Below are 22,944 nucleotides of genomic sequence, written 5' to 3'. Positions count from 1 at the left end.
GCAAGTACCGACGGGCTCAGACTACCCCGTATTCAGACCTATATTGCCGAAAATTCTTTATTTTGATTTTTACAGTCCTTTTTTTGTGTGCTTTTTTGGAGAAATTCCGGGGGCGATATGGGAAACAATCCGTCTTCAGCCCTAACCGATACTGAGAAACCTCGAACTTAAAGAAAAGTAAGTATACTATTTAATTTATAAATAGCATTATTAAAAACTACAATAGACTTAAGAGAAAATTAGCTTAGTTTTTATGATATATTATTAAAATCGCACAATATTCATTTGAGGGAGAGAATGAATTTTAGACAGAGGGACAGCAGGTTGACTTTGAAAGGAACAAAGAAGAAATGGTTAGACGCGGTTTGAAGACGACAGTCATTGCCACAGTAATGGCAATGATGCTTGCACCGAGCTTTTCTGCATTTGCCCAGACAGGTAAGAGCAATACTTCGGGAAGCTGGCAGGTAGAAAACAATGCATGGGTATTCCGGAATGCAGAAGGACAGTCTGTAAAGGGCTGGGTAGTATATAACCAGGAGTGGTACTACCTGAATCCGGAAAACGGACAGTTAAAGACCGGTTGGTTACAGCTGGATGGAAAATGGTATTTCCTCAGCACGGAATCCGGCGCACAGCAGGGTAGATTATTAACCGGATGGCAGTGGATTGACGGTTATTGCTATTATCTGATGCCTACCGATGACAACAATTACGGAGTGCTGGTGGTAAATGGAAAAACTCCGGACGGCTACTATGTAAATCAGAGTGGACAGTGGCTTCACGGGGAAAATGGGGATGCTGTGTATGAGGCAGGCAAGGGACTTCCCTCCGCAGCTTCTTCCCAGCAGGTAGCAGGAGCAAGCCGTGCTCTTCCCGGACAGGTTCTTGGAGCAAGTAGAGCCATTGCAGCACCCGGAGGCGGAAGCTTCGGAGGTGGTGGAGGTGGCGGATCCACCGGAGGAGGAGCAACTGCATCTACCACAGGAGGAGCAGGAACTGCAACAGCCGGAGCCGCTACAGCTGGAACTGCTACAGCCGCAGGAACTGCCACAGGAATCACAACTCCCTCTATAGAGGGTACAGAGACGCCGGTAAGCCCGGCCCAGCCAGAGAATCCGACTCAGCCAGAAAATCCGGTAACTCCGGCCCAGCCAGAGAATCCGACTCAGCCTGAGACTCCGGTAACTCCGGCTCAACCCGAGAACCCGACTCAGCCGGAAACTCCGGTGACACCGGCACAGCCTGAGAATCCGACTCAGCCTGAGGCTCCGGTACAGCCTGAGACTCCGGTACAGCCAGAAACTCCGGCACAGCCTGAAACTCCGGCACAGCCTGAGAATCCGGTACAGCCTGAAACTCCGGCACAGCCAGAGACTCCGACTCAGCCAGAAACTCCGGTGACTCCGGCACAGCCTGAGACTCCGACTCAGCCTGAAACTCCGGCACAGCCTGAGAATCCGGCACAGCCCGAGAACCCAGCTCAGCCAGAAACTCCGGTGACACCAGCACAGCCTGAGACTCCGGCACAGCCTGAGACCCCGGCACAGCCTGAGACTCCGACACAGCCAGAAACTCCTGCACAGCCTGAGACTCCGACTCAGCCGGAGACTCCTGTAACTCCGGCACAGCCTGAGACTCCGGTACAGCCTGAGACTCCGGCACAGCCTGAGACTCCGGTACAGCCCGAGACTCCGGCACAGCCTGAGACCCCGGCACAGCCTGAGACTCCGACACAGCCTGAGACCCCGGCACAGCCTGAAACTCCTGCACAGCCTGAAACTCCGGCACAGCCAGAGAATCCGACTCAGCCAGAAACTCCGGTGACTCCGGCACAGCCCGAGAACCCAACTCAGCCAGAAACTCCGGTAACCCCGGCCCAGCCTGAGAACCCGACACAGCCTGAAACTCCAGTGACACCGGCACAGCCCGAGAACCCGACTCAGCCGGAAACTCCTGAGACCCCGTCTCAGCCAGAAAATAATTTAAAGAACTGGCCCGGAACACATACCTTAACTTATGATGCAGCTAAAAACTGCTTTGTTTTATCCTTTGATGAGGGAAAGCAGATTCAAGAGCTCCAAGAGTTGCTGCTTAGCATTAACAAGGTTACGGTAAATCAGACTGAATATGTAGTGGGAGATGCTAAAACGGATTTAAGTAAAGAAGCAAATACATATTGCCATGACCTTAGAGGAAAAGAAAAGGTGAAAGGATATCTAAATGCTCTTAACTTTAACAAAAAGTCCTTCCATGAGGGAGAGAACACTATTGAAATTCAGGCAGACGGTTATAATCCTGTAACTCTTCATGTTAATGCGACAAAGGAAGAGCTTCAGGATGAAAAGCTAACTCTTAAGAAGCCGGAGAAGCTTACTACCCCTAAAGACTTCGACAGAACGGAGGCAGGAGAGTATAACGTAAAACTTTTCGCATTTAATAACCTTAGTGAAGGTCAAAAAAAATATCTCAGTGCCCTTAATGAGGTAGTTATTGATGATGTACACTATCAAAAAATTAAGGAACAATTTTTTAGTGACTTTGCGAGAATGGGAAAACCACGTTTCTTTATCGTATCTGAGGGTACAAGTATCACTTTGAACTTAAATTATTATCCAAAAGAAGCAGGAGCTCATAATCTTACATTGAGAGCAGATGGCTATGAGGATCTTCTTATTAAGTATACACAGGAGAAGGCAAAGTCTGCACCTGTAATGAATAAGCTTGAGAAGAAAGAGGCTCAGGGATACTATGAGCTTTCCTTCCAGGGAGACAGAAAGGCTGTTCAGAATTACCTAAAGAGCATCAAGACTCTGACCGTTGCAGGAAGAGCATACGGACAAATGGCACCTTTCAGTGCTGATTTGTTGAATATGGGAGAGAAGTTTAGCTTCGGAGACTCTAAAGGAGAGAAAGAATTAGCAGATTTACTTTTATTCTCCATTCCCACAGACAATGGGGATAAAGAGCAGGAGATTCGCATTGAAGCGGAAGGATACAAAGTAGCTACCATTCCTCTATCTTAAGTAGCGCTAAGCGGATAGCAGATAGTTTGTAGAAAATGCATAAGAAAGAAGCGGTGAAAGAAAAACGGGATAAAAACCGGAGACTTTCTTCCACCGCTTTTTTAGTATTTTTTAAAGAGTAAAAAACAGGAATGGATAGGTTCTATTGGGCATATCGCTATAAAATTTAATTTATATATCAAGTCAAACGCATAAGAATTTTCTATACTTCTTATTCTTTTCTTTGCTTGGGACGAAAAACTTAGGAGTCAGCAGATGAACAGCTGTGTTTTAGCACTTAAGGAGAAGAGAAAATGAAAAAAGGAGTGGAACAAAAGAAAAAAGAGCCGAAAGCGAAGAAGGGAGGCTTGTTCCAAAGCTTGCGTTTAAGCAGTAAAATGTCGATTCTAATCGGCCTTTGCTCAGCGATTGCGCTTATCGGGACAGGCTCTATTCTAATTAATATTAGTAAGAGCAGTATGGAAAAGACCGTTGACAGCAATATGGTGGATAAAACCCACATGGCCATCAATGATATTGAAAATATCCTTTACCAGAATCAGGTGGTTGCGGAAACCATCCGAGAGGGCATTATGTCGGCTTATGAAACCCAGGAAGAGGTAGGGGCAGTGCCTGCCAATATCTGGAATATTGTGGATGGGAATGGAAATGCCGTTGCCACCAAGGTGATGGGACCGACTACTTTCCAGTCTCGGGTAAGAAATGTGGCAATTCCGGCAAATCTTTATAATGCGGAGTCTGCTATGTTGGACTCTCTTTACGCGGCGGTCAACAGTGATGACAGTATATTTGGCGTAGGAGTCTATTTTGACAAGGGTGCCTTTATTCCCGGCGTGGATGACTATTCCCTCTATCTTAGCAAGGAAAATGCCAAGACTCGTACTGTGCAGACCTATTCCGCAGGCTATCAGGAAGAAGAGGATTTTAAGCATTTAAAAGAGACACAAAAGCTTAGCGTTAGCAACATTTATCAGGATGCCTATACCAAGGACTGGGTCTTTTCCATTATGGTTCCTATCGTTATTAAAGAGGAATTTAAGGGCTATGTTCTTGTGGATATGAAAATGGATGTTTTCGGACTTCTGCAGCAATCGGACGAACGTTTTCCATCTTTGGCAGTTGATTTGACCGACCATGATGGCAATGTTGCTTATTCTATGGATGCGGACGCCATTGCAAAACCCGTAAAGGATACTTTACCGGAGGAGGCATACAATACTCTGGAAAGCATGAAGGCAGAGGGAAAATCTTTTAATGTGGTTACCGACAGCTTGGATAAGGGTCAGGTAAAGCGCTTTCTTGCTCCGGTGGAAGTAGGAGATGCAGATTGGTGGGTGAGTGTCAGCCTTTCTGAAGCAGAGTACAATGCCACGCTGATGACTTTGGTCAAGACTGCAATGCTGACCAATTTATTGGGAGTATTGGTTTTGATTGCTCTTACCCATTTCCTGATTCGAACATCATTGGCACCTTTGAAGAAAATTTCTTCTTCCGGTGTGGAAGTGGCCAAGGGAAATTTCGATGTAGATATTCAGTACAATAAGAAAGATGAAATTGGAGAACTGGCAGAGAGCATGAGAGAAATCATGCAGAGAATCCGGACTATTATTTCCGACTTGCAAAATAAGCTCAGCGAGCTGTCCAAGGGAAATTTCCGAGTGGATATGGAAGATCAGGAGTATTATGCCGGTGCCTATGCACCTCTCCTACAGTCTCTTAGAGAGATTCGGGGAGACCTGTCCAATACCATGAAGGAAATCAGAAATTCCGCAGAGCAGGTGCAGGAAGGAGCGGATCAGGTCAGCAATGCCGCCCAGTCTCTTTCCGAAGGGGCAACGGAGCAGGCTTCCTCCATCGAAGAGCTCTCCGCTACCATGGATGATATTTCTCACAAGATTGACAGTACGGTAAAGATTACCGAAGAAGTGGCAAAGTTAAGCAATGATGCGGAGCAGGCCGTAAATGTCAGCACCAACAAGATGGATGAGATGTCCAGAGCTATGCAGGATATTACGGAGAAATCTCAGGAAATCAATAAGATTATCAAGACCATTGACGATATTGCTTTCCAAACCAATATTCTCTCCCTAAATGCGGCTATCGAAGCAGCCCGTGCCGGAGTGGCAGGAAAGGGATTTGCCGTTGTGGCGGATGAGGTAGGAAACCTGGCTCAAAAGTCTGCCAAGGCAGCCCAAAATACCAGCAGCTTAATCGAAGAGGCGATTGATGCCATCGGCAAGGGCGCAAAGCTTTCCGAGGAAACTGCCCAGTCTCTGGTGGTGGTTTCTGAACAGAGTAAGAAAATCAACAGTATGATTACAAACATTTCCCTGGCATCGGATGAACAGGCCAAGGGCGTAAAACAGGTGAGTGTGGGAATCGACCAGATTTCCTCCGTGGTACAGAATAACTCCGCAACAGCGGAAGAAAGTGCCGCAGCTTCCGAAGAGCTTACCGGACAGGCTCATACTTTAAATGAGCTGATGGAAAAGTTCCAGTTGAAGGAAGACTAAGGGATAAGCTGATGAATAGAGAGTTTGAAAAGATGCAAAGATAGCTTGACGAATAGCTTAAAAAGTCCCTTAAAATAGATAATTTCATTTAAAGACAAAATGTATAAATATTTACAGAATATTGAAGAAAAAGCGTACAAGTGCTATAATTCCCCTTAAGAATTTATTTTTGCTTGCCTACATTTTCCCCTAAAAATTCTTTCTTTCCCCGAAGAAAGAGCGGCATAAGGAGAAAAGGCAGGGATAAGGGTTAAACCTTAAGGAGAGGAGTGTTTATGGACAGCACAGTAAAAAGAAAGGGAGGGCTAGGGTTCTGGATTTGTAACTTTGCCTTCACCCTGGAGCGCTTTAGCTTTTACTCTGTAAAGTGGCTCATTGTAAATTTTTTAATCGCCACTGTGGCCAACGGCGGTTTAGGAGTAGCGAAGGAGAATGGTGCTACGTACCAATCTTTCTTCGTAGCTTTTACTTATTTAGCCCCTTTGTTTGGTTCTTACATATCCGACCATTTTGTAGGTGCCAAGTATCTGGTTCCTATCGGTATGGCTTTGATCAGCTTAGGATACTTCTTCGGCTTTAGATCCTCTAATCTCACCGATATTGCCATCATGATTGCTTTGGCTTCTATCGGAACAGGACTCTTTAAGCCCCAGACCAACTCCATTACCGGAAAGTTATTCTCTGATCCTAAGGATTTGGATATGGCCTTTTCCACTCAGTATTCTATGGTAAATTTAGGTTCCTTCATCGGAACTACCAGTGTGGGACTGATTGCAGGAACAAGAGGCTATAGAATCTGCTTCCTGATTTGCGCTATCGTTATGTTGGTAAATGCTGTAATGTTCTTCTTAGGTTGGGGACCCTTGGGAGAAGCAGGAGCTAAGCCCTTTAAGGATAGTGCAGAAGTAGTTGCATCCAAAGAGACCATCAAGACAGCTGAGCCAAGTAGACCGCTCACACAGATTGAAAAGCAAAGAGTACTGGCAATTATCGCCGTTTCCCTCTTCTCTTCCATCTTCTGGATTTTCTGGTATTTGGCATATCTTCCTGTTTATGATCACTGGGGAGCAATGAATGATGCCAAGGAATTCGTTAATATGAACTGGAAACTTTTCGGATTCACGATTCCCACATCCTTCTTTGACTCTGAAAATGCCCTTCTTTGCATTCTGTTAGGACCTGCTTTAGGACTCCTTTGGGCAAGAGATGCAAAGCGCGCCGGCGGTGGACTCAGTATCTTTAAGCATACTGCATTAGGTATGGGAATTTTAGGACTTGCTTTCCTGGTAGCCGCAATGGCAGAGATTAGCAGAGCAGGAAGACCTGCGAGCTTACTTTGGGTTGTAGTATTCGGTTTCTGTTTGTCTCTTGGTGAGATGACCTTCTCTCCATTAGGAAATTCCTTTATTTCCAAGTTTGCTCCTGGAAAGCTCCTTTCCGCAATGATGGCGGTATGGACTTTTGCCATCTTTATTGCAGGACTTTCCTACGGAACCTTGTATAACATTATCTCCAAGATGCCATTTGTGGCGGCAAACTTCGGTATTGCAGCACTTTTGATTGTTCTTGCAGCCGTTCTTTGGATTATGGACAGAAAGCTGAAAAGCTTGATTAATGATCAGGTAGAAGCGGCAGAGAAAAAAGAATAAGCGGATAAAAAGTATTTAAGAAGGGGAGGGCTGAAAGACCTCCCCTTTCCTTATAAAAAAGACAGCAAAAAAGAAGGGTTGTAAAAATTCAAAATAATTTTCTAAGCAATATAGGTCTGAAACGGGGCACGCTCTCGCTAGCTTCGCCACGTAGGGGATACTAAGCGAAAAACTTCGTTTCTCTTGTTTTTCGCAAGTACCCACGGGCTCAGACTACCCCACATTCAGACCTATATTGCCGAAAATTCTTTCTTAATTATGATTTTTTACAGCCCTTCTTTACTTTAGTCGTTTTGATTCAGCCACTCCATCAAGACTTTCTTATAGAGCTCCTCTTCATCTACAAAACACATGTGCCGAGAATAACGGAAAAGCTCCCACTTGGCATTGGGAATAGCATCAAACATGGTCTTCGCAATATAGGGAGAGCAAAGGTCTTCACCACCACTACAAATCAGAGTGGGTTTGGAAAAATCTTTCATCTGCTCCAGATAATTATAATCCCGAAGTGAGCCGGTGGGAGTAAATTCATTTGGACCCCAGCCTGCAACATAAGCTTCGGTTCCTGCTTTTTTCTTTCTTGTCAGGCACTCCGCCGCATCCGGACCAAAGGGACCGGCACAATATCTGGTCATAAACTCCGTAATGGCAACATCATAGTCCGGATCACTATAGTTTCCTGTCTCCTCCGCCTTGGCGATAGCCTCCTGCATCTCCTTGGGAAGATAGCCAACTCTTCTTTTCTGCTCGCTTTCCCAGATTGCATTGTAGGGAAGGGTGCTGGAAAGAATATAGCTAGCAATTCCCTCCGGCTTACATTCACACTCATAAATGATAGCCAGCATACCGCCCCAGGACTGTCCTAAGATATGTACTTCATCCAATCCTAAATGCTTTCTCAGGGCGATTAATTCGTTTAGCCAGGTCTCCTTAGTCCAAAGATCCGGATGTCCGTCCAGGTAAGAGTTTCCACAGCCCAGCTGGTCATACATAATCAGCTGACGTCCGTCCTTATCAGCAAGGTCATCCAAAACCTCGAAATAGTTGTGGGTGGAACCGGGTCCCCCATGGAGCAGAAGAAGAGGCTTTTTATTGCCCTTATTCTCTCCGACAATACGATAATACGTTTCATAGCCCAAATAAGGCATGCGTCCTTCTTGAATCTTTGCCATAATGTCCTCCGTTTCCACCGGCTGAGCCGCTGGTTTTCTTAAATTATATTTCTTTTATCATACCATATTTTCCAAAGGATGTTAATTATTTAACGGGAAATACTATGAAGCGGAAGTCGCTTAATACTAAAAATCCCCCAAAGGAGAATTACAATCCTTTGGGGATTTTACAAATCTTCTAATGAGAAAACATCGAATTCGATAAGAGAAAAGCTCTTTTATTCTCCCTTAACAATACTTCCGTCTTCCTTTACAATCAAAAGATCCTTGGTGTAGTGGTTCAGTACGTGGCATCCGTCCTCGGTGATGATTACCAGGTCTTCTACACGTACGCCGATATTTTCCTCAGGAATATAGATACCGGGCTCTACAGAGAAGCACTGTCCAACCTCGATAATCTCTTCATTAACGGAGGAAACGTCTCCCACCTCGTGATCCTCGATACCTGCGGAATGTCCGGTTCTATGAGTGAAGTACTTACCATAGCCCTTCTCCTCGATATAGTTTCGGCAAGCCAAATCCACATCGCACATTCTGTTGCCGGGCTTTGCCATGGCGATTCCGCGAAGGTTCGCATCTCGAACAATCTGATAAATCTCCTTATGTCTTTCGCTGACTTCTCCAATGAAGACGGTTCTGGTCATGTCGGAGATATAGTCATTTAAGACACCGCCGATATCCAGGATAACGCAATCTCCCTTCTTTCCCTTAGTGTCGTCGGTAACATGGTGAGGATCTGCGGCACCGTGTCCGTAAGCGGTAATGGGATCAAAGGAAACGCCGGAACAGCCGTGCTTCTTATACAAATCTCTGGTTACGGCATTTAACTCCTTCTCTGTTAAGCCCTTTACCACATAAGGCACCAACTCTTCCATAACCTTATCATTTACTAAAGAGGACTGAATCATCAGTTCTTGCTCATGCTTGTCCTTAATCTGGCGAACCTTATCCACGATTACGGAACCGTTTACAAAGGAGGAACCTGCCTTTAACTCCTGCAAACGAAGGAGGAAACGTGCCGGCCAGGTCTTGTCGATACCCATAGGCTTATCCTTTTCGATGAACTCGGAAAGAATTGCTACAGGATCTTCCGTATCGTCAAAATAAGTGATTTCAACACCTAAGTCTCTCTCCTGAGGAAGCATACGGTTTACGAACAGATGCTTGTCACCCTTTGTGTTGATATACAATGCCAACATTCTTTCGCCGGGATGAATCCACTTTCCGGTTAAATAGAAAATGGCGGGTGGGTCGGTAATAATCATCTGAGAAAGATTCCGCTCCTCCATCTTCTTTAAAATCCGCTCTAACTTGCCTTGATCCATTTGTGTCTCCTTTCTATAGAGGGAGAAGGGAGCTTCCTGCTTCCTTGCTCCAAAGAATAATGTGTTTGGCATAACTACCTAGATTATAGCAAAATTTCACTAAAATGGCACATCGAATGCAAAAAAAGTTGAAGAAATTGTAAAAACTCGGTATAGACAAGGCTTATAGCTGAGCATTTAAAATAAAAATTTGCGGAGGAAAATCTTTTATGCTATAGTACAGAAGTCCTAGTTATTCGGTAGGTTTATAGGAATATATAACAGGGCAGAAATCATAAGTATAGAAAGTAGTAAGAAGCTTTTAGTGGTAAAAAGCTTTTATGGGAGAAGAAGGAGAAGAGAATTATGGGTAACGTAAAGAAGAAAAAAATAGCCTTGGGCTTACAATTATTGATAGCATTGTTTTTAGGAGGGGCAGCAGGATATTTCCTTCCCCAATTCGCAAGCTTTTACCAGTTTCTGGGACAGGCCTTTATCCGGCTCATCAGTATGCTGATTATTCCTTTGGTGCTCCCCCTTGTAGTGGTGGCTGTGGCAGAGGTGTTGGGAAAGAATCACTTTCAGAGGCTCCTGGGAAAGACCTTCCTGTATTTCTTTGCCGTAACTACAGGAATTACCGCCCTTTTTGTCTTTGCTTCCTATTACTTAGGCTTTGGACAAGGCATAAATATCGGACAGGAAGGTGCCAGTTTGGAAGGAATCGCCACCGGCGTGAAGATTGATGAGTTTTTCTTAAACTTTATCCCTTCCAATCTTTTCAAGGCACTTACCGACGGCGCCTTACTTCCGATTTTGATTTTCACCATTTTCTTAGGCTATGGCGTAGGTCAGCTGGAGCAGGAGAAGAAGGAAGCCTTCCTTTCCGGCACAAAGATTTGGATTGCCGCCATTTACAAGATTTTAGATGCAGTGATTTTACTCTCTCCTGTGGGCGTATTCGGCTTTATTGCTAAGGACGTGGCAACGACCGGAGTGGATAAGCTTTTGGGACTTGGACAGTTTGTGGTGGGAATGTACCTTGGCTACGGCGTTTTGGCACTTGTAATCTTCCCTGTTATTGCTATTCTATATAAGGTGAACTATGTAAAGCTTTTCAAGAGTATCGGAGATTTGGTGACTCTTGCTTTCGTGTCCGGCGGCTCCAGCGTGGTTTTACCCCCACTTTTGAATCGTTTGAAGAAGGAAGGTTATGACGAGGCGGTTACGGATTTCGTGGTACCTCTTGGATACTCCTTTAATCTGGAAGGGGCGGCAGTGTATTTTGCCTTAGCGACTGTCTTTTTGGCAAATGCTTACGGCATTACTTTCACTCCTCAAGCCTTACTGTTTACGGTTCTCCTCTTAAGTTTAATCGGAAAGACCGCAGCAACCATCCCCTCCGGGGCCATTGTAGTTTTACTGGCAGCAGCTCCACAGCTGGGACTTCCGGTGGAAGGCGTAGCCTTGATCCTCTCCGTGGACTTCTTTGCAAATGCAGGAAGAACCGCTCTGAATGTGGTAGGTCAGGCTTTGGCAGTGGCTGTATTGGACAGTAAGAAAGAGAAGGCGGAAAAAGTAGAAAAGCCGGCAAAGGCGGAAAATGTGACAGGTAAGGAACTTGTTGCCAATGCAGGCTAAGAAATCTGATAGAACAAAGGAAACATCCGCCGGCCATGCAGGATGAATCTGAAGAAAAAACATTTATAGAATACAAAGTTATAGAATCCAAAGTTTCGGAAAGGAAGCAATATGGCAGAGAAAAAGGTATATGTAATCCATGAAAATCTGGAGTGGACTCAGCATTTGGTAAAGTGGCTGGAAGAAAAGAAGATTCCCTATGAGCTATGGGATTTATCCAAGGGAATCCTGAACTTACAGGAGGCACCTCCTGAGGGCGTATTCTACAACCGTATGTCTGCCTCCTCTCATACCAGAGGACACCGCTATGCCCCGGAATACACCGAGCAGGTGCTTTCCTGGCTTACAAGACATGGCCGTAAGGTGGTAAACGGTTTAGGGGCCATTAATCTGGAAATCAGTAAGGTAAAGCAGTATCTTGCCTTAGAGGAAAATGGCATTCCCCACCCCAAAACCGTGGCGGTTTTAGGACAGGATCAGATTCTGGAAGGAGCAAGACAGCTAAACACTTACCCCCTAATTACCAAGCATAACCGTGCAGGAAAGGGCTTGGGGGTACAGCTTTTCCAAAATGAAGGAGAGCTGGAGGCCTATGTCAACAGCCCGGCTTTTGAGCCTTCCGTAGACGGCATCACCCTTTTGCAGGAGTATATTAAGCCCGCAGACGGCAGAATTCGCCGTTCCGAGTTTATCGGACAGAAGTTCTTATACACCGTATCCATTGACTCCTCCGACGGCTTCCAGCTCTGCCCGGCAGACGGTTGCCAAATCGGAAAGAAGAAGGAAGAGCTGGAAAGCTCCGAAAAGTTCCAAATCACAGAACCTTTGGAGAAGGAAAGAGAGCAGGCCTACACAAAATTTTTGCAGCACAGCGGTATTGATGTTGCGGCGATTGAGTGGGTACAGTCGGAAAGCGGAGAGATTTATGTTTATGACGTAAATACCAACACCAACTATAATCCTACTGCAGAGAAGAATGCCAATATCTACGCCCATGAGCATTTGGCTGAGTATTTGGGAAAGCTTTTAAAAGAGCAGGGGTAAAAAGATTTTCCGGAAATAAAGAATAGGGACCGGAAGTTTTTGTAAAGAGAATATAAGCAGCTTTATAAAGTGGAGGAAGGGGATGTTCATTCTCCTTCCTTTTTGTTATAAATAGGGGCATAGGGTTAGGAAAGAGGGTTCTACGTTTTGAAGGGAGTGAGCAGTTGTGACAGAGATCAGTGCCAGACAAAGGGATTTCTTTGATCGTCAAGTGATTTCATTGATAAAAATGAAGTACGGGATGGAGGACATGAAAGCCATTCGTTCCTTTTTGTTCTCGGAAACCTATCAAATGCTACTGGATCCATTGACAGAGGTATATACCTTTAGTCCGCAAATCGTGTTTGAAATGTGGGAAAGTGAAATGATTACCGGAAATCCTCGTAACTCGCAATATATCAGAGGTGAAGAAAATGAGTAAAGAAGGAGAGTTTTTTATTTATCTTTTGGAAAGATATGCAGATTTCAAGAAGCAAAAAGCAAGTGATATTTTAAAGCTATGGGATGAGGCAGACTTGACAAAACTGATTTATGATTTATACGAAATCTATCATGTGGAGCGTCTGGAGAATGCTTTTGAAGATATAGATATCTTATTAAAAGAAAGAACCAGCTTCGTAGAAGCCTAAAAAAGAAAGGAAAAACCCATGAATACATTTATTTGCTATGACCGTTGCAGTACCTGCAAAAAGGCGGAGGATTTTTTAAAGGCTCACAATGTTTCTTTTGAAAAGCGTCCGATTAAGGAGCAAAACCCAAGCGCCAAGGAAATCCATGAGATGAAGGAGCGTTCCGGTCTTCCCTTAAAGCGCTTCTTTAACACCAGCGGACAGTTGTACAAGTCTATGGAATTAAAGGATAAGCTCCCCAATATGTCCGAGGAAGAGCAGGAAGCACTGCTGGCTACAGACGGAATGCTGGTAAAGAGACCTATATTCCTCTGTGGAGAGAAGGTTTTGGTGGGATTTAAAGAAAAGGAATGGTTAGAGGCTTTAGGAATATAAGATTTAGACGTCGCGGGTAATAATCGATGAGATTTTCGGCAATATAGGTCTGAATATGGGGTAGCGTCAATTTCAGACCTATATTGCTTAGAAAACTTTTCTGATTTTTTACAGCCCCCTAATTATCTCACAGCACTTCTTCACGTCCTCTTCTCTTGTAGACCAGCTGGTACAAAAACGAATCACGTTGGAGTTTTCATCGTAGCGTTCCATGTAGGCGTACTGGGCCTGCTTTTTTAATTGTTCCATTTTTTCATGGGAAATGACAAAGAAGACCTGATTGGTGGGATAGTCTCCGAAGAGGGGGAGCCCCGCATCCTTTAAGGCTGCCTTGATTTCCCGGGCGTAGGCATTTGCCTTTTCGCCGATATGGAGGTAGAGCTCATCCTTAAAGAGCTCATCAAACTGTAGGCCCAGAAGCCAACCCTTGGCAATGAGGGCACCATGCTGTTTGATGGAGGTGAAGAAATGAGGAAGTCGGGTGGAATCCGGAATCACCACCGCCTCTCCGAACATAGCACCGCATTTGGTGCCTCCGATATAGAAGACATCACATAGCTTAGCCAGATCTGGAAGCTTAATGTCATTAAATCCACAGGTGGAAGACGAAAAGAAAAAGCCCGATTCGATAGGTACCGGAATAGGAAAAGAGATAAAAAAATTAAATCAAACGCTTATCTTGTCAAAAACCTTGTCGATTATAATAAAGACGGATTCTTCCAGGGATTTGGATTCACAGACGATGGAGAGTCTTCCGTCGAGGAATGTTACGCATTTTCCGGCTTTGCGGTTTAAGACAAGGCATTTTCCTCTTGTAAAGACAAGAGCTTTGCGGAACATTGGCCTCGACCTTTTTAGAAGTATAGAGTATTTAAGGGAGTAGTTAAAAAACGCTTACGTTGGCTAAAGGCTTTGCAGCATATTGCAGGGCCCGAATTACCCCTTAGGGATAGAGAAAAGTCGGTCAGGGAGGTCCTTCTTTTTTCCGGAATGGAGGCAAAATGAAGAAACAAGGAATAGACAGAGTACTGTTCCCCTTGGCTACAGCCATTCTGCTTGGTTTGTTCAGCGGACAGGCCTTTGCGGAAGGGCAAAGTGGCACAGCTTCTGAAGGAAGATGGCAACAGGATGGAAACAACTGGAAGTATGTGGACGGTAACGGTCAGGAGAAGACCGGCTGGGTGGAAAGCAAGGGACAGTGGTATTTTGTGGATCCCCAGAGCAAGAATTTAAAAAGCGGATGGATGGAGAAGGACGGAAAATGGTTCTTCCTGGACACCAAGGCGGATTCTTTAGGAAAGATGGCAACCGGATGGCAGTGGGTTGACGGCTACTGCTATTACTTTGCCGGAGATTCCGGAAGAATGTATCATAATGAAAAGACGCCGGACGGCTTCTTTGTACAGGAGGGCGGAAAGTGCGCCAATGAGAAGGGGGAGCCATTATTCGACCTTTCCAAGGGTGTGCAAAGCACGAAAGAGAAGGAAGCGGTAGCGGAGCAGGCCAGAAAAGAAGGCAAGAGCCTGGAGGAAATCGTAAGTCTTGTGGCACAGGTAAAGTCTGAACCTACAGGAACTTCCCAGTCTCAGGCCGCAGAGGCCGATGCAGGAGCAGTGAAGTTATCCGGCGTGTTTAAGAGCGCAGGAGGCTCCGGCGGAGGCGGCGGCGGTTCCAGCTCCGGCGGTGGTGGCGGAAGCTTTTCCGGTGGCAGCTCCGGTGGCGGGGGAAGTTCTTCCGGAGGCGGAAGTTCCTCCAGTTCAAGCAGCAGTGCTTGGCAGACCGGCTATAACCCATCAACTAAGAATCCTTTTGCAACAAAGGAAGAGCTGTATAGCTTCCATTTACAAAATGAGCTAGCTAGAAAACAAGGAATTGAGGAACGCTCTAGGGAACGTGCTAAGCAGGATCAAGAACGCCTGGAACGGCAGAAAGCGGAGCAAAAAGAGGCTGCCAGAAAGGCGAGAGAGGAACAAGGGCGGAGAGACCGTGAAAATGCTGAGCTTTTAAGACAGCAGCAGGCTAAGAGAGAGGCAGCTTTCCGAGAGACAGAGGAGAAATTTAAAAACGGTTTAGAAGAGCCTGATCGCCTTCAAGTGATTTATAAGAAGGGAGAAAGCAGATTTGCTTTATTTGCCAAGGGTGTCGATTTAAATGCAGGAAGCTTCAGAAAAGATGAGAATCTGGTTATTGCAAAGAATACTTACGCCTTTGAAATCATTCCCCAAACCGCTTCTTCCGGCTTTTATGATACTGCGAATGTAGCGGAAAGAGTATATGGCGCAGGAGAAGAGAACTACATTTCCAGATTAAGCTACTATGCGGCAGAGCGAGATGCTTTACGGCATGCCCTTTTACAAAGAAGTAGTGACGTGGTGAATCTCCGGGGAACAAGCCCTCAAAGCGGAAGTTTTAAGGCGAAAATCTTTGGAAAACTCCATAGTCTGGATGAGCTTTATACCGAGGCCCTTGCTCCCACAAGGTCCAGTGCTTATGCCCTGTATCCAAAGACACAGGAAGCCGGTCAAAGCCAAAGAGCCAGCGCGTCCACCCTATCTCGTTCAGAAGCAACAGCTTCCGCTTCCAACTTGAGAAGAGAGGAAGCACAGAATAGCACCCTTCCCCAGAACTTAAAAAATGAAGCTCTCTTTGATGAGAAGAAAGTCAATCCTTCCGACTTTTCCGAGACGGTTTTGGAGTATTTGAAAAAGGGAGAGGTTCTGCTTCTGGAGCATAGCGGCTTTAATACAAGCGGAAATCAGATTGCCGTAGTTTACGGTGCAGAGTGGGATATCTACGGAGAATTAACCGCATTATATCTTACCGAGCCGGACGATAGCTTGCAGGCAATGAAGCGTTATCCTGTGAAAAAGCTGAGCAGTAATAACGAAGAAAAGCTGGTATTCACACCGGAGAAGAACGACAAAGTACAGTCTAAGCTGAAGTACTTCTATACGGTAGAGCTGTATGAGAAAGAGCCGGAGAATTTATTCTTTGACGTAACAGACTAAAGCTTTGGAGCGATAATTTTTCAAAATAAGAGAAAGAGAACATATAAAAAAGAAACGCTGAAGTAGCGCTCAGAAGACTAGAGCACTTTTGCTTTTCGAAATATAGCCTGTAATAAGGGGCAATCTGAGCCCGCGGGTTCTTGGCTTTTGTACTATAAAAGCTTAGAACCCCTGCGAGGCGAAGTTAGCGGGAGCGTGCCCCTGTTACAGGCTATATTGTTGAAAAGCGATAAATCACTACTTCAGCGTTTCTTTTATGTAAATTATTTCTCTTCTTCTACAGACTCGGTAAGCTTTGCCACCTCCATATTCTTAGGCAAAATCGCACTTAAAATCAAAGCAACAACAAAGACTACCGCTACGACATTTTCCCCGAATACGGTCTGTACGATGCTGGGGAAGATGTGCCAGATGCTGCTCTCCGTGCTGGAGGTAAAGCCGATTCCTACTGCCAAGGAAAGAGAAGCGATGACGATATTTCTCTGGCTGAAGCCGCAGGAAGCAATCATCTGCATTCCGGAGACTACGATGCTTCCGAACATCATAATGGTACATCCGCCCAAAACGCTCTGGGGAAGGGAAGCAAAGAAATGTCCTACAGGGGGCAGAAGTCCTGCCAACAGCATTGCTACTGCACCGGTGGCAATGGTGAAACGGTTTACTACCTTGGTCATGGCGATAAGACCTACGTTCTGGGAGAAGGAAGTTACGGGAGCACAGCCGAAAAGTCCGGAAATGCTGGATCCGAATCCGTCACAAGCCAGAGAACCGGAAATTTCCTTTTCTGTAATTTCTCTGTTTAAGCCGGAAGCTACCATGGCTGTGGTATCTCCGATGGTCTCCGCTGCGGAAACCAGGAAGATGATACAAACGGAAAGGATGGCTCCAATGTTAAACTGTGGAGTAAAGGGGAAGAGTCTTGGTAAAGACACAAAGCCGTCAGAGAAAATCAGGCTTAAATCCACCTTACCCATAAATATGGAAAGAATATATCCCACGATTAAGCCGGCCAATACAGAAAGTTGCTTCATATAGCCCTTTACGAAAATGCTCCAGCCGATGCAGGTAAGCAAAGTTACGGTGGCAATGATTAAGTTCTCTTTGGAACCGAAGTCATCTCCGTAGCCTCCGCCGAAGGAACGAGCGCCTACGGTAAAAAGGGAGAAGCCGATGGCGGTTACAACGGTTGCGGCAACGATGGGAGTGATGATTCTCTTCCAATACTTTGCCAAAAGTCCTAAAACACCTTCAAAGCAACCGCCTACGATGACCGCACCGATGACGGTAGGGTAACCGAAGTTTGCGGCAATGGTGGACAGGATGGTCACGAAGGTAAAGCTTACACCCATTACGATAGGAAGCTTGGCACCAACCTTCCAGACCGGATACAGCTGGATAAAGGTGGCGATACCTGCGGCAAACATCGCGTTTTGTAAGAGCATGGCGATTTCCTGCTGGGTAAGGGCGGGCTGTGCGGCTCCTGCGATAATAGTAATAGGGGCCAGGTTGGATACGAACATGGCTAAGACATGCTGTAAGCCGAAGGGGATGGCCTTTCCGATGGGCACTCTTCCGTCTAGCTTGTAAATGTTCTCCATGCGTGCTACTGACTTTTCTTGACTCATTTTTCCTCCTTCATTTGTTTGAAAAAGAAAAAAGATTCCTGAAATATCACCGGGGAATAGATATTTTCAATGGTTTGTGCCTAAGGAGCTTCCTGATTTGCTCCCAAGCAGCATTTTCCGATGTCGGACTATAGAGCGTTTCTTCCTTGAAAATGTAGCTATCCCTTTTTGTGATTTTTCATAGAAATCTTTCCTGTTTTTTCAAAAAGATAAAAAATCCTATAACAAGAATCTGGACTGTATTGTAACACCCTGTAAAGTGCTTGTCTATATTTTGACAATGCGCCAAAAATTAGACAAGTTCACGGAAATTTCTAAAAATAAAGGAAAAACCTTGGAAATATTAAAATGGCTTTTTGGCAAAAAATCCAGTAATATCAAGCTTGTAGGAAGATGCAAGGATAAGCTGTAACGGAACGGATTTTTGCCAGTCAGTACAAAAATTTAGATTATCTAAAAAATATTTTTGTTAAATCTATGACAGAAGCACCAAAAAAGCTTGGCAAAAACTGTGAATAGACTCCAGAAATGGGGAATTTTATACTTAGACAAAGCCATTCCGGAGGAAGAAGGCCTTGTATTTTCGTAACCAATGGATGCATTTGCAAACAGTCAGGAGGGTTTCCATGCGTGCAGTAGGGAAAGATAAGATTCGTGTTGATGCCTATGGAAAAGTCACAGGCGAAGCAAAGTATACTGCGGACTTAGAGCCGAAGAATATTTTGCACGGTAAGGTTTACCATTCCACCATCGGAAATGGTTTGGTAAAGAGCATTGATACCAGTGAGGCGGAGAAGGTACCGGGAGTCGTAAAGATTCTTACCTGCTTTGATGTGCCGGATATTCAATTCCCCACAGCAGGACACCCCTGGTCTGTAGAGAAAGCCCACCAGGATATCTGTGACAGAAAGCTTCTGAATCAGAGAGTCCGGATTTACGGAGATGATATTGCCTGCGTCATTGCGGAAAATGAAGTGGCCTGTGACCAGGCTCTTCGCCTTTTAAAGGTGGAGTACGAGGAGTATCCAGTGATGACCACCGTGGAGGAGGCATTGGCGGAAGGAGCTCAGGCGCTTCACCCGGACCTTCGTAAGGACAATGTTATTGTTCATAGCCACATGACTATGGGAGAGAAGGATTATACCTTTGAGGAAGGTCTTAAGAAGGCGAAGGAAGAGTATGGAGAGGAAAATATCTTCACTCTTGAGCGTGTGTATGATACGCCGAAGATTTCTCACTGCCATATCGAGCTTCCGGTGTCCTTTGCCTATGTGGATGTGAATGACAAGATTACCATTGTCTGCTCCACCCAGATTCCCCATATCGTTCGTTTATATACAGCCATGGCTCTTGGGGTTCCTGCAGGAAGAGTTCGTATCATTAAGCCCTATATCGGCGGAGGATTCGGAAACAAGCAGGACGTATTGTATGAGCCGTTAAATGCTTACATGTCCATGCAGGTGGGCGGAAGACCGGTGCGCTTGGAGATTTCCCGTGAGGAAACTATTTACGGCACCAGAACCAGACACCAGATTACCGGACACACCAAGGCGGTGGTTACAAAGGACGGACAGATTCTCAGCAGAAAGATGGAAGCCTTTTCCAACAACGGCGGATATGCTTCCCATGGTCATGCCATCTGCGCAAACTGCGGAAATGTGTTTAAGGAGTTATATATTGATAAGATCGGTACAGAGGTAGATTGCTGGACTGTTTATACCAATGCTCCTACAGCAGGTGCTATGAGAGGATACGGTATTCCCCAGTCCGTATGGATTACCGAGTGCTTAACCGATGATCTGGCAAGAGGAATCGGTATGGATCCTCTGGAAATTCGTTTAAAGAACTGTATTCCTGCAGGCTTTAAGGATCCTCATAACGGCATTACCTTCCACTCCTACGGATTAACAGAAGCTATGTTAAAGGGTGCGGAGCTTGCCAAGTGGAAGGAAAAGAGAGCAGAGTACGATAAGCCTCAAAGCGGAGACAAGAGAAGAGGTATCGGTATGGCGATTTTCTGCTATAAAACCGGTGTTTATCCTATCGCTTTAGAGACTGCTGCGGCTCGTATGGTATTGAACCAGGACGGTTCCTGCCAGCTCTTTATGGGGGCTACGGAAATCGGACAGGGTGCGGATACCGTATTTACCCAGATGGCAGCAGAGGCCTCCGGTATTCGTTATGAAGATGTCTATGTATGTTCTACCCAGGACACCGATACTGCTCCCTTCGATACAGGAGCTTACGCTTCCCGCCAGACCTATGTTTCCGGTATGGCTTGTAAGAAGGTGGCAGAGGAGTTTAAGGATCGTATCTTAGACTATGCGGAATATATGTTAAACAATGCGGTACAGGATTTCTCCAAAACCGTATATGTGGAAGAGGTTAGCACTGCGGCAAAGAAGATTCGTGAGCTTCTTGACCTTTCCGAAGAGACAGAGATTTCCAAGGATGCCTTGGATCTTGTGGATTCTCAGATTGTTGAAAAGAAGAGCGGAACTCCACTACTTCCCCTTGCTATTTTGGCGGACACAGCATTCTACTCTTTGGATAAGTCCGTACATATTGCGGCGGAATGTACCAACCACTGTAAGAGCAATACCTTCTCCTCCGGTGTATGCTATGCCGAGGTAGAGGTGGATATTCCCTTAGGACTGGTGGAGATTTTACGAATCGTGGAAGTGCATGATTCCGGAACCATCATTAACCATGATACCGCAAGGGGACAGGTTCATGGCGGAATGGCACAGAGCCTTGGCTTCGGTTTATCCGAGGATTTACTGGTGGATCCGAAGACCGGAAAGGTTTTAAACGCCAACCTCTTAGACTTTAAGATTCCTACCGCTATGGACGTTCCCGATCTGGAAGTGGATTTCGTAGAGCTGGAGGATCCGACAGGTCCTTACGGCAATAAGTCCTTGGGAGAGCCTCCTGTTATTGCAGCGGCTCCTGCGGTAAGAAACGCTATCTTACAGGCTACCGGCGTTGCCATGAATGTGGCGCCGATGACCAGCCAAAGACTCACAGATGCCTTCCGTGAGGCAGGATTAATTAAGACAATCTCTGTAGACTAAGGAAGAAAAGCGATAGGGAGGGCTTCCTCCCTATGCCGATTTCTTCTCAAGATTGTATAGAACATAGAGGACAGGAACTCCTGTTTTAGCCGGGGCTCCCGTTCGTAAAACACAAGAGTGATATTTATCTTTATGGTAAAGGAGAGGATAAAGACATGTTTGATTTACAGGGATTTCATGAAGCAAAGGATGTAGCGGATGCGGTGCAGGCCTTAACAGCCAATCCCAATGCGGAAATCATTTCCGGCGGAACCGATGTATTGATTCGTGTTCGTGAGGGAAAGGATGCGGGAAAGGCACTGGTATCCATTAAAAATATTGAAGAGCTAAAGGGCGTGAAGCTTTTGGACAACGGAGACCTTTTCATTGGAGCAGGAACAAGCTTTACCCACTTGACCAATGACCCTCTGGTACAGAAGCATATCCCCATGCTGGGAGAGGCGGTGGATACCGTTGGAGGCCCCCAGATTAGAAACATGGGAACCATCGGCGGAAATATCTGTAACGGGGCAACCTCCGCAGATTCCGCAGCAAGTATGCAGGTCTTAAATGCGGTTGTTTTTCTGACAGGTCCCAAGGGAGAGCGTCAGGTTCCGATTTCCGAGTTTTATACCGGCCCGGGAAAGACTGTTCGGGAGCAAAATGAGGTTTGTACCGGCTTCTTAATCAAGAAAGAAGATTATGAAGGCTTCAGCGGAAAGTACATTAAGTACGGAAAGAGAAAGGCAATGGAGATTGCCACTCTGGGCTGTGCGGTAATGGTAAAGCTGGACAAAGAAAAGAAGCATTTTGAAGAGGTGAGACTGGGCTACGGTGTTGCGGCTCCTACGCCCATTCGTTGCCCGAAGGCGGAGGAAAGCCTGAAGGGAGCCTCTTGCACCGATACGGATAGAATTGAAAATTATGTAAACATCGCCCTGACAGAGGTTCGTCCCAGAAGCTCCTGGAGAGCTTCCAAGGAGTTCCGTTTACAGGTGATTTCAGAGTTGGCAAAGCGTGCTTTACAGGAAGCCATTGTTTTACAAGGAGGACAGGTCAATGCTTAAAATTATTCATTTTAAGGTGAATGGAAGAGATGTGGAACTGGCTGTAGATGAGAGAGAGTCTCTCCTGGATGCCTTGAGAGTGCGTCTTGACTTAACTTCTGTAAAGAAGGGCTGTGAGGTAGGAGAGTGTGGAGCTTGTACCGTTTTGGTAAACGGAGAGGCGGTGGACAGCTGTATCTACCTGGCGATGTGGGCAGACGGAAAGTCCGTTCTTACCGTAGAGGGACTTAAGGGACCAAACGGAGAGCTGAACCCGGTACAAACCGCTTTTATTGAAGAAGCTGCGGTACAGTGCGGATTCTGCACTCCCGGACTGATTCTCACCGCTGTGGAGATTGTAGGAACAGGAAAGGACTATACCAGAGACGAGTTAAGAAAGCTCATTTCCGGACATTTATGCCGTTGTACAGGTTATGAAAATATTTTAAATGCCGTAGAAAGAGTAGTGAAGGAAAATCTTCAGAAAGCAAACTAAAAAATATTTTGGTTTTTGCCTAAAAATTTGTTAGGCAAATCGCACAAAAGTTTTTGCTCTCTTTTGGAAAAAAGGGAAGTCTTTGCGGTGAGGGTGGCAACTCTCACCGCTTTCGTTTATAATCTTATTGTTAATTTGTAAACGACATAATTATTTTTTAGATTACAGGAGCGACCTAAAAAATAAAGAGATATCCTGCAGGAGTACAGATTGCGATAAGCAAGCGAAGGCTTTTCAAAACAATGAAAAGCTTAGTCGATAAGAAAAGGAAACATTCCTTTATCTGCATTGGCTTAGGAGAGAGTAAAAAGGGAAGAGGATACCTTCGTCGTTAAATTGAGTTTAGGAAGTAGGAGATGCTTATGG

The 22,944-nt window shown here is 45.5% G+C and carries 16 protein-coding genes; 12 read left to right on the top strand and 4 right to left on the bottom strand.

Annotation, left to right across the window (positions count from 1 at the left end; all coding sequences use genetic code 11):
* The first annotated feature begins 350 nt into the window (after nt 1–350).
* The 3 genes from ACO4PX_RS01985 (at nt 351) to ACO4PX_RS01975 (ending at nt 7,188) form a co-directional block, all read left to right on the top strand.
* Nucleotides 351–3,026, top strand: coding sequence for a hemoblobin-interacting domain-containing protein (locus ACO4PX_RS01985; protein WP_485571155.1), 2,676 nt, complete (start codon nt 351–353; stop codon nt 3,024–3,026).
* 293 nt (nt 3,027–3,319) lie between these two features.
* A complete protein-coding gene (locus tag ACO4PX_RS01980) occupies nt 3,320–5,539 on the top strand; it encodes a methyl-accepting chemotaxis protein (RefSeq protein WP_485571153.1) in 2,220 nt (739 codons plus the stop codon).
* 275 nt (nt 5,540–5,814) lie between these two features.
* Nucleotides 5,815–7,188, top strand: coding sequence for a peptide MFS transporter (locus tag ACO4PX_RS01975; RefSeq protein WP_485571151.1), 1,374 nt, complete (start codon nt 5,815–5,817; stop codon nt 7,186–7,188).
* A gap of 284 nt (nt 7,189–7,472) precedes the next feature.
* Here ACO4PX_RS01975 and pepI read toward each other — a convergent pair whose 3' ends face one another.
* Nucleotides 7,473–8,360 (bottom strand): proline iminopeptidase, encoded by an 888-nt coding sequence (gene pepI / locus ACO4PX_RS01970; RefSeq protein WP_485571150.1) that lies wholly within the window; start codon nt 8,358–8,360, stop codon nt 7,473–7,475.
* Between the two features lie 218 nt (nt 8,361–8,578).
* Nucleotides 8,579–9,685 carry a M24 family metallopeptidase gene (locus ACO4PX_RS01965; RefSeq protein WP_183683937.1) on the bottom strand — a complete coding sequence of 369 codons (1,107 nt, stop codon included), beginning with the start codon at nt 9,683–9,685 and terminating at the stop codon, nt 8,579–8,581.
* A gap of 345 nt (nt 9,686–10,030) precedes the next feature.
* Here ACO4PX_RS01965 and ACO4PX_RS01960 point away from each other — a divergent pair, with 345 nt between their 5' ends.
* The 5 genes from ACO4PX_RS01960 to ACO4PX_RS01940 all read left to right on the top strand — a co-directional run bounded on the left by ACO4PX_RS01960 (nt 10,031) and on the right by ACO4PX_RS01940 (nt 13,350).
* A complete protein-coding gene (locus tag ACO4PX_RS01960) occupies nt 10,031–11,302 on the top strand; it encodes a dicarboxylate/amino acid:cation symporter (RefSeq protein ID WP_485571148.1) in 1,272 nt (423 codons plus the stop codon).
* A 111-nt stretch (nt 11,303–11,413) separates the two neighbouring features.
* Nucleotides 11,414–12,346, top strand: coding sequence for an ATP-grasp domain-containing protein (locus ACO4PX_RS01955; protein ID WP_485571146.1), 933 nt, complete (start codon nt 11,414–11,416; stop codon nt 12,344–12,346).
* Between the two features lie 166 nt (nt 12,347–12,512).
* The gene (locus tag ACO4PX_RS01950; RefSeq protein ID WP_314327608.1) at nt 12,513–12,767 is read left to right on the top strand and encodes a hypothetical protein; all 255 of its coding nucleotides are present in this window, start codon (nt 12,513–12,515) and stop codon (nt 12,765–12,767) included.
* Entirely contained in the window at nt 12,760–12,975 is a 216-nt protein-coding gene (locus ACO4PX_RS01945) for a DUF3791 domain-containing protein (protein WP_485571144.1), read from the top strand. The genes ACO4PX_RS01950 and ACO4PX_RS01945 overlap by 8 nt, the downstream gene beginning before the upstream one ends.
* An 18-nt stretch (nt 12,976–12,993) precedes the next feature.
* Entirely contained in the window at nt 12,994–13,350 is a 357-nt protein-coding gene (locus ACO4PX_RS01940; protein WP_485571142.1) for an arsenate reductase family protein, read from the top strand.
* Between the two features lie 108 nt (nt 13,351–13,458).
* Here the strand turns inward: ACO4PX_RS01940 and ACO4PX_RS01935 are convergent, their stop codons facing one another.
* Nucleotides 13,459–13,866, bottom strand: a complete 408-nt coding sequence (locus ACO4PX_RS01935; protein WP_485571141.1) for a hypothetical protein — start codon at nt 13,864–13,866, stop codon at nt 13,459–13,461.
* 485 nt (nt 13,867–14,351) lie between these two features.
* Here ACO4PX_RS01935 and ACO4PX_RS01930 point away from each other — a divergent pair, with 485 nt between their 5' ends.
* Nucleotides 14,352–16,358 (top strand): N-acetylmuramoyl-L-alanine amidase family protein, encoded by a 2,007-nt coding sequence (locus ACO4PX_RS01930; protein ID WP_485571139.1) that lies wholly within the window; start codon nt 14,352–14,354, stop codon nt 16,356–16,358.
* 263 nt (nt 16,359–16,621) lie between these two features.
* Here the strand turns inward: ACO4PX_RS01930 and ACO4PX_RS01925 are convergent, their stop codons facing one another.
* The gene (locus tag ACO4PX_RS01925; RefSeq protein WP_485541953.1) at nt 16,622–17,983 is read right to left on the bottom strand and encodes a uracil-xanthine permease family protein; all 1,362 of its coding nucleotides are present in this window, start codon (nt 17,981–17,983) and stop codon (nt 16,622–16,624) included.
* A gap of 626 nt (nt 17,984–18,609) precedes the next feature.
* Here ACO4PX_RS01925 and xdhA point away from each other — a divergent pair.
* From xdhA to xdhC, 3 genes are all read left to right on the top strand, one after another.
* Entirely contained in the window at nt 18,610–21,057 is a 2,448-nt protein-coding gene (gene xdhA, locus ACO4PX_RS01920) for a xanthine dehydrogenase subunit XdhA (protein ID WP_485571137.1), read from the top strand.
* Between the two features lie 155 nt (nt 21,058–21,212).
* The gene (xdhB, locus tag ACO4PX_RS01915) at nt 21,213–22,103 is read left to right on the top strand and encodes a xanthine dehydrogenase subunit XdhB (protein WP_485544448.1); all 891 of its coding nucleotides are present in this window, start codon (nt 21,213–21,215) and stop codon (nt 22,101–22,103) included.
* Nucleotides 22,096–22,578: a xanthine dehydrogenase subunit XdhC gene (gene xdhC, locus ACO4PX_RS01910; RefSeq protein WP_308579272.1), complete on the top strand. Its 483-nt coding sequence runs from the start codon at nt 22,096–22,098 to the stop codon at nt 22,576–22,578. Before xdhB ends, xdhC begins: the two co-directional genes overlap by 8 nt.
* The last annotated feature ends 366 nt before the right edge of the window (nt 22,579–22,944 follow it).

The sequence above is a fragment of the Oribacterium sp. genome (assembly GCF_057249185.1).
This window is presented reverse-complemented; position numbering and strand designations above follow the sequence as displayed.

What these genes read in the sequence shown, in the direction of transcription:
- ACO4PX_RS01985 (WP_485571155.1), top strand. Translation starts at nt 351, where the DNA reads ATGGTTAGACGCGGTTTGAAGACGACAGTCATTGCCACAGTAATGGCA.
- ACO4PX_RS01930 (WP_485571139.1), top strand. Translation starts at nt 14,352, where the DNA reads ATGAAGAAACAAGGAATAGACAGAGTACTGTTCCCCTTGGCTACAGCC.
- xdhB (WP_485544448.1), top strand. Translation starts at nt 21,213, where the DNA reads ATGTTTGATTTACAGGGATTTCATGAAGCAAAGGATGTAGCGGATGCG.
- ACO4PX_RS01935 (WP_485571141.1), bottom strand. Translation starts at nt 13,866, where the DNA reads ATGTTCGGAGAGGCGGTGGTGATTCCGGATTCCACCCGACTTCCTCAT.
- ACO4PX_RS01965 (WP_183683937.1), bottom strand. Translation starts at nt 9,685, where the DNA reads ATGGATCAAGGCAAGTTAGAGCGGATTTTAAAGAAGATGGAGGAGCGG.
- xdhC (WP_308579272.1), top strand. Translation starts at nt 22,096, where the DNA reads ATGCTTAAAATTATTCATTTTAAGGTGAATGGAAGAGATGTGGAACTG.
- ACO4PX_RS01940 (WP_485571142.1), top strand. Translation starts at nt 12,994, where the DNA reads ATGAATACATTTATTTGCTATGACCGTTGCAGTACCTGCAAAAAGGCG.
- ACO4PX_RS01960 (WP_485571148.1), top strand. Translation starts at nt 10,031, where the DNA reads ATGGGTAACGTAAAGAAGAAAAAAATAGCCTTGGGCTTACAATTATTG.
- pepI (WP_485571150.1), bottom strand. Translation starts at nt 8,360, where the DNA reads ATGGCAAAGATTCAAGAAGGACGCATGCCTTATTTGGGCTATGAAACG.
- ACO4PX_RS01980 (WP_485571153.1), top strand. Translation starts at nt 3,320, where the DNA reads ATGAAAAAAGGAGTGGAACAAAAGAAAAAAGAGCCGAAAGCGAAGAAG.
- ACO4PX_RS01955 (WP_485571146.1), top strand. Translation starts at nt 11,414, where the DNA reads ATGGCAGAGAAAAAGGTATATGTAATCCATGAAAATCTGGAGTGGACT.
- ACO4PX_RS01975 (WP_485571151.1), top strand. Translation starts at nt 5,815, where the DNA reads ATGGACAGCACAGTAAAAAGAAAGGGAGGGCTAGGGTTCTGGATTTGT.
- xdhA (WP_485571137.1), top strand. Translation starts at nt 18,610, where the DNA reads ATGCGTGCAGTAGGGAAAGATAAGATTCGTGTTGATGCCTATGGAAAA.
- ACO4PX_RS01925 (WP_485541953.1), bottom strand. Translation starts at nt 17,983, where the DNA reads ATGAGTCAAGAAAAGTCAGTAGCACGCATGGAGAACATTTACAAGCTA.
- ACO4PX_RS01945 (WP_485571144.1), top strand. Translation starts at nt 12,760, where the DNA reads ATGAGTAAAGAAGGAGAGTTTTTTATTTATCTTTTGGAAAGATATGCA.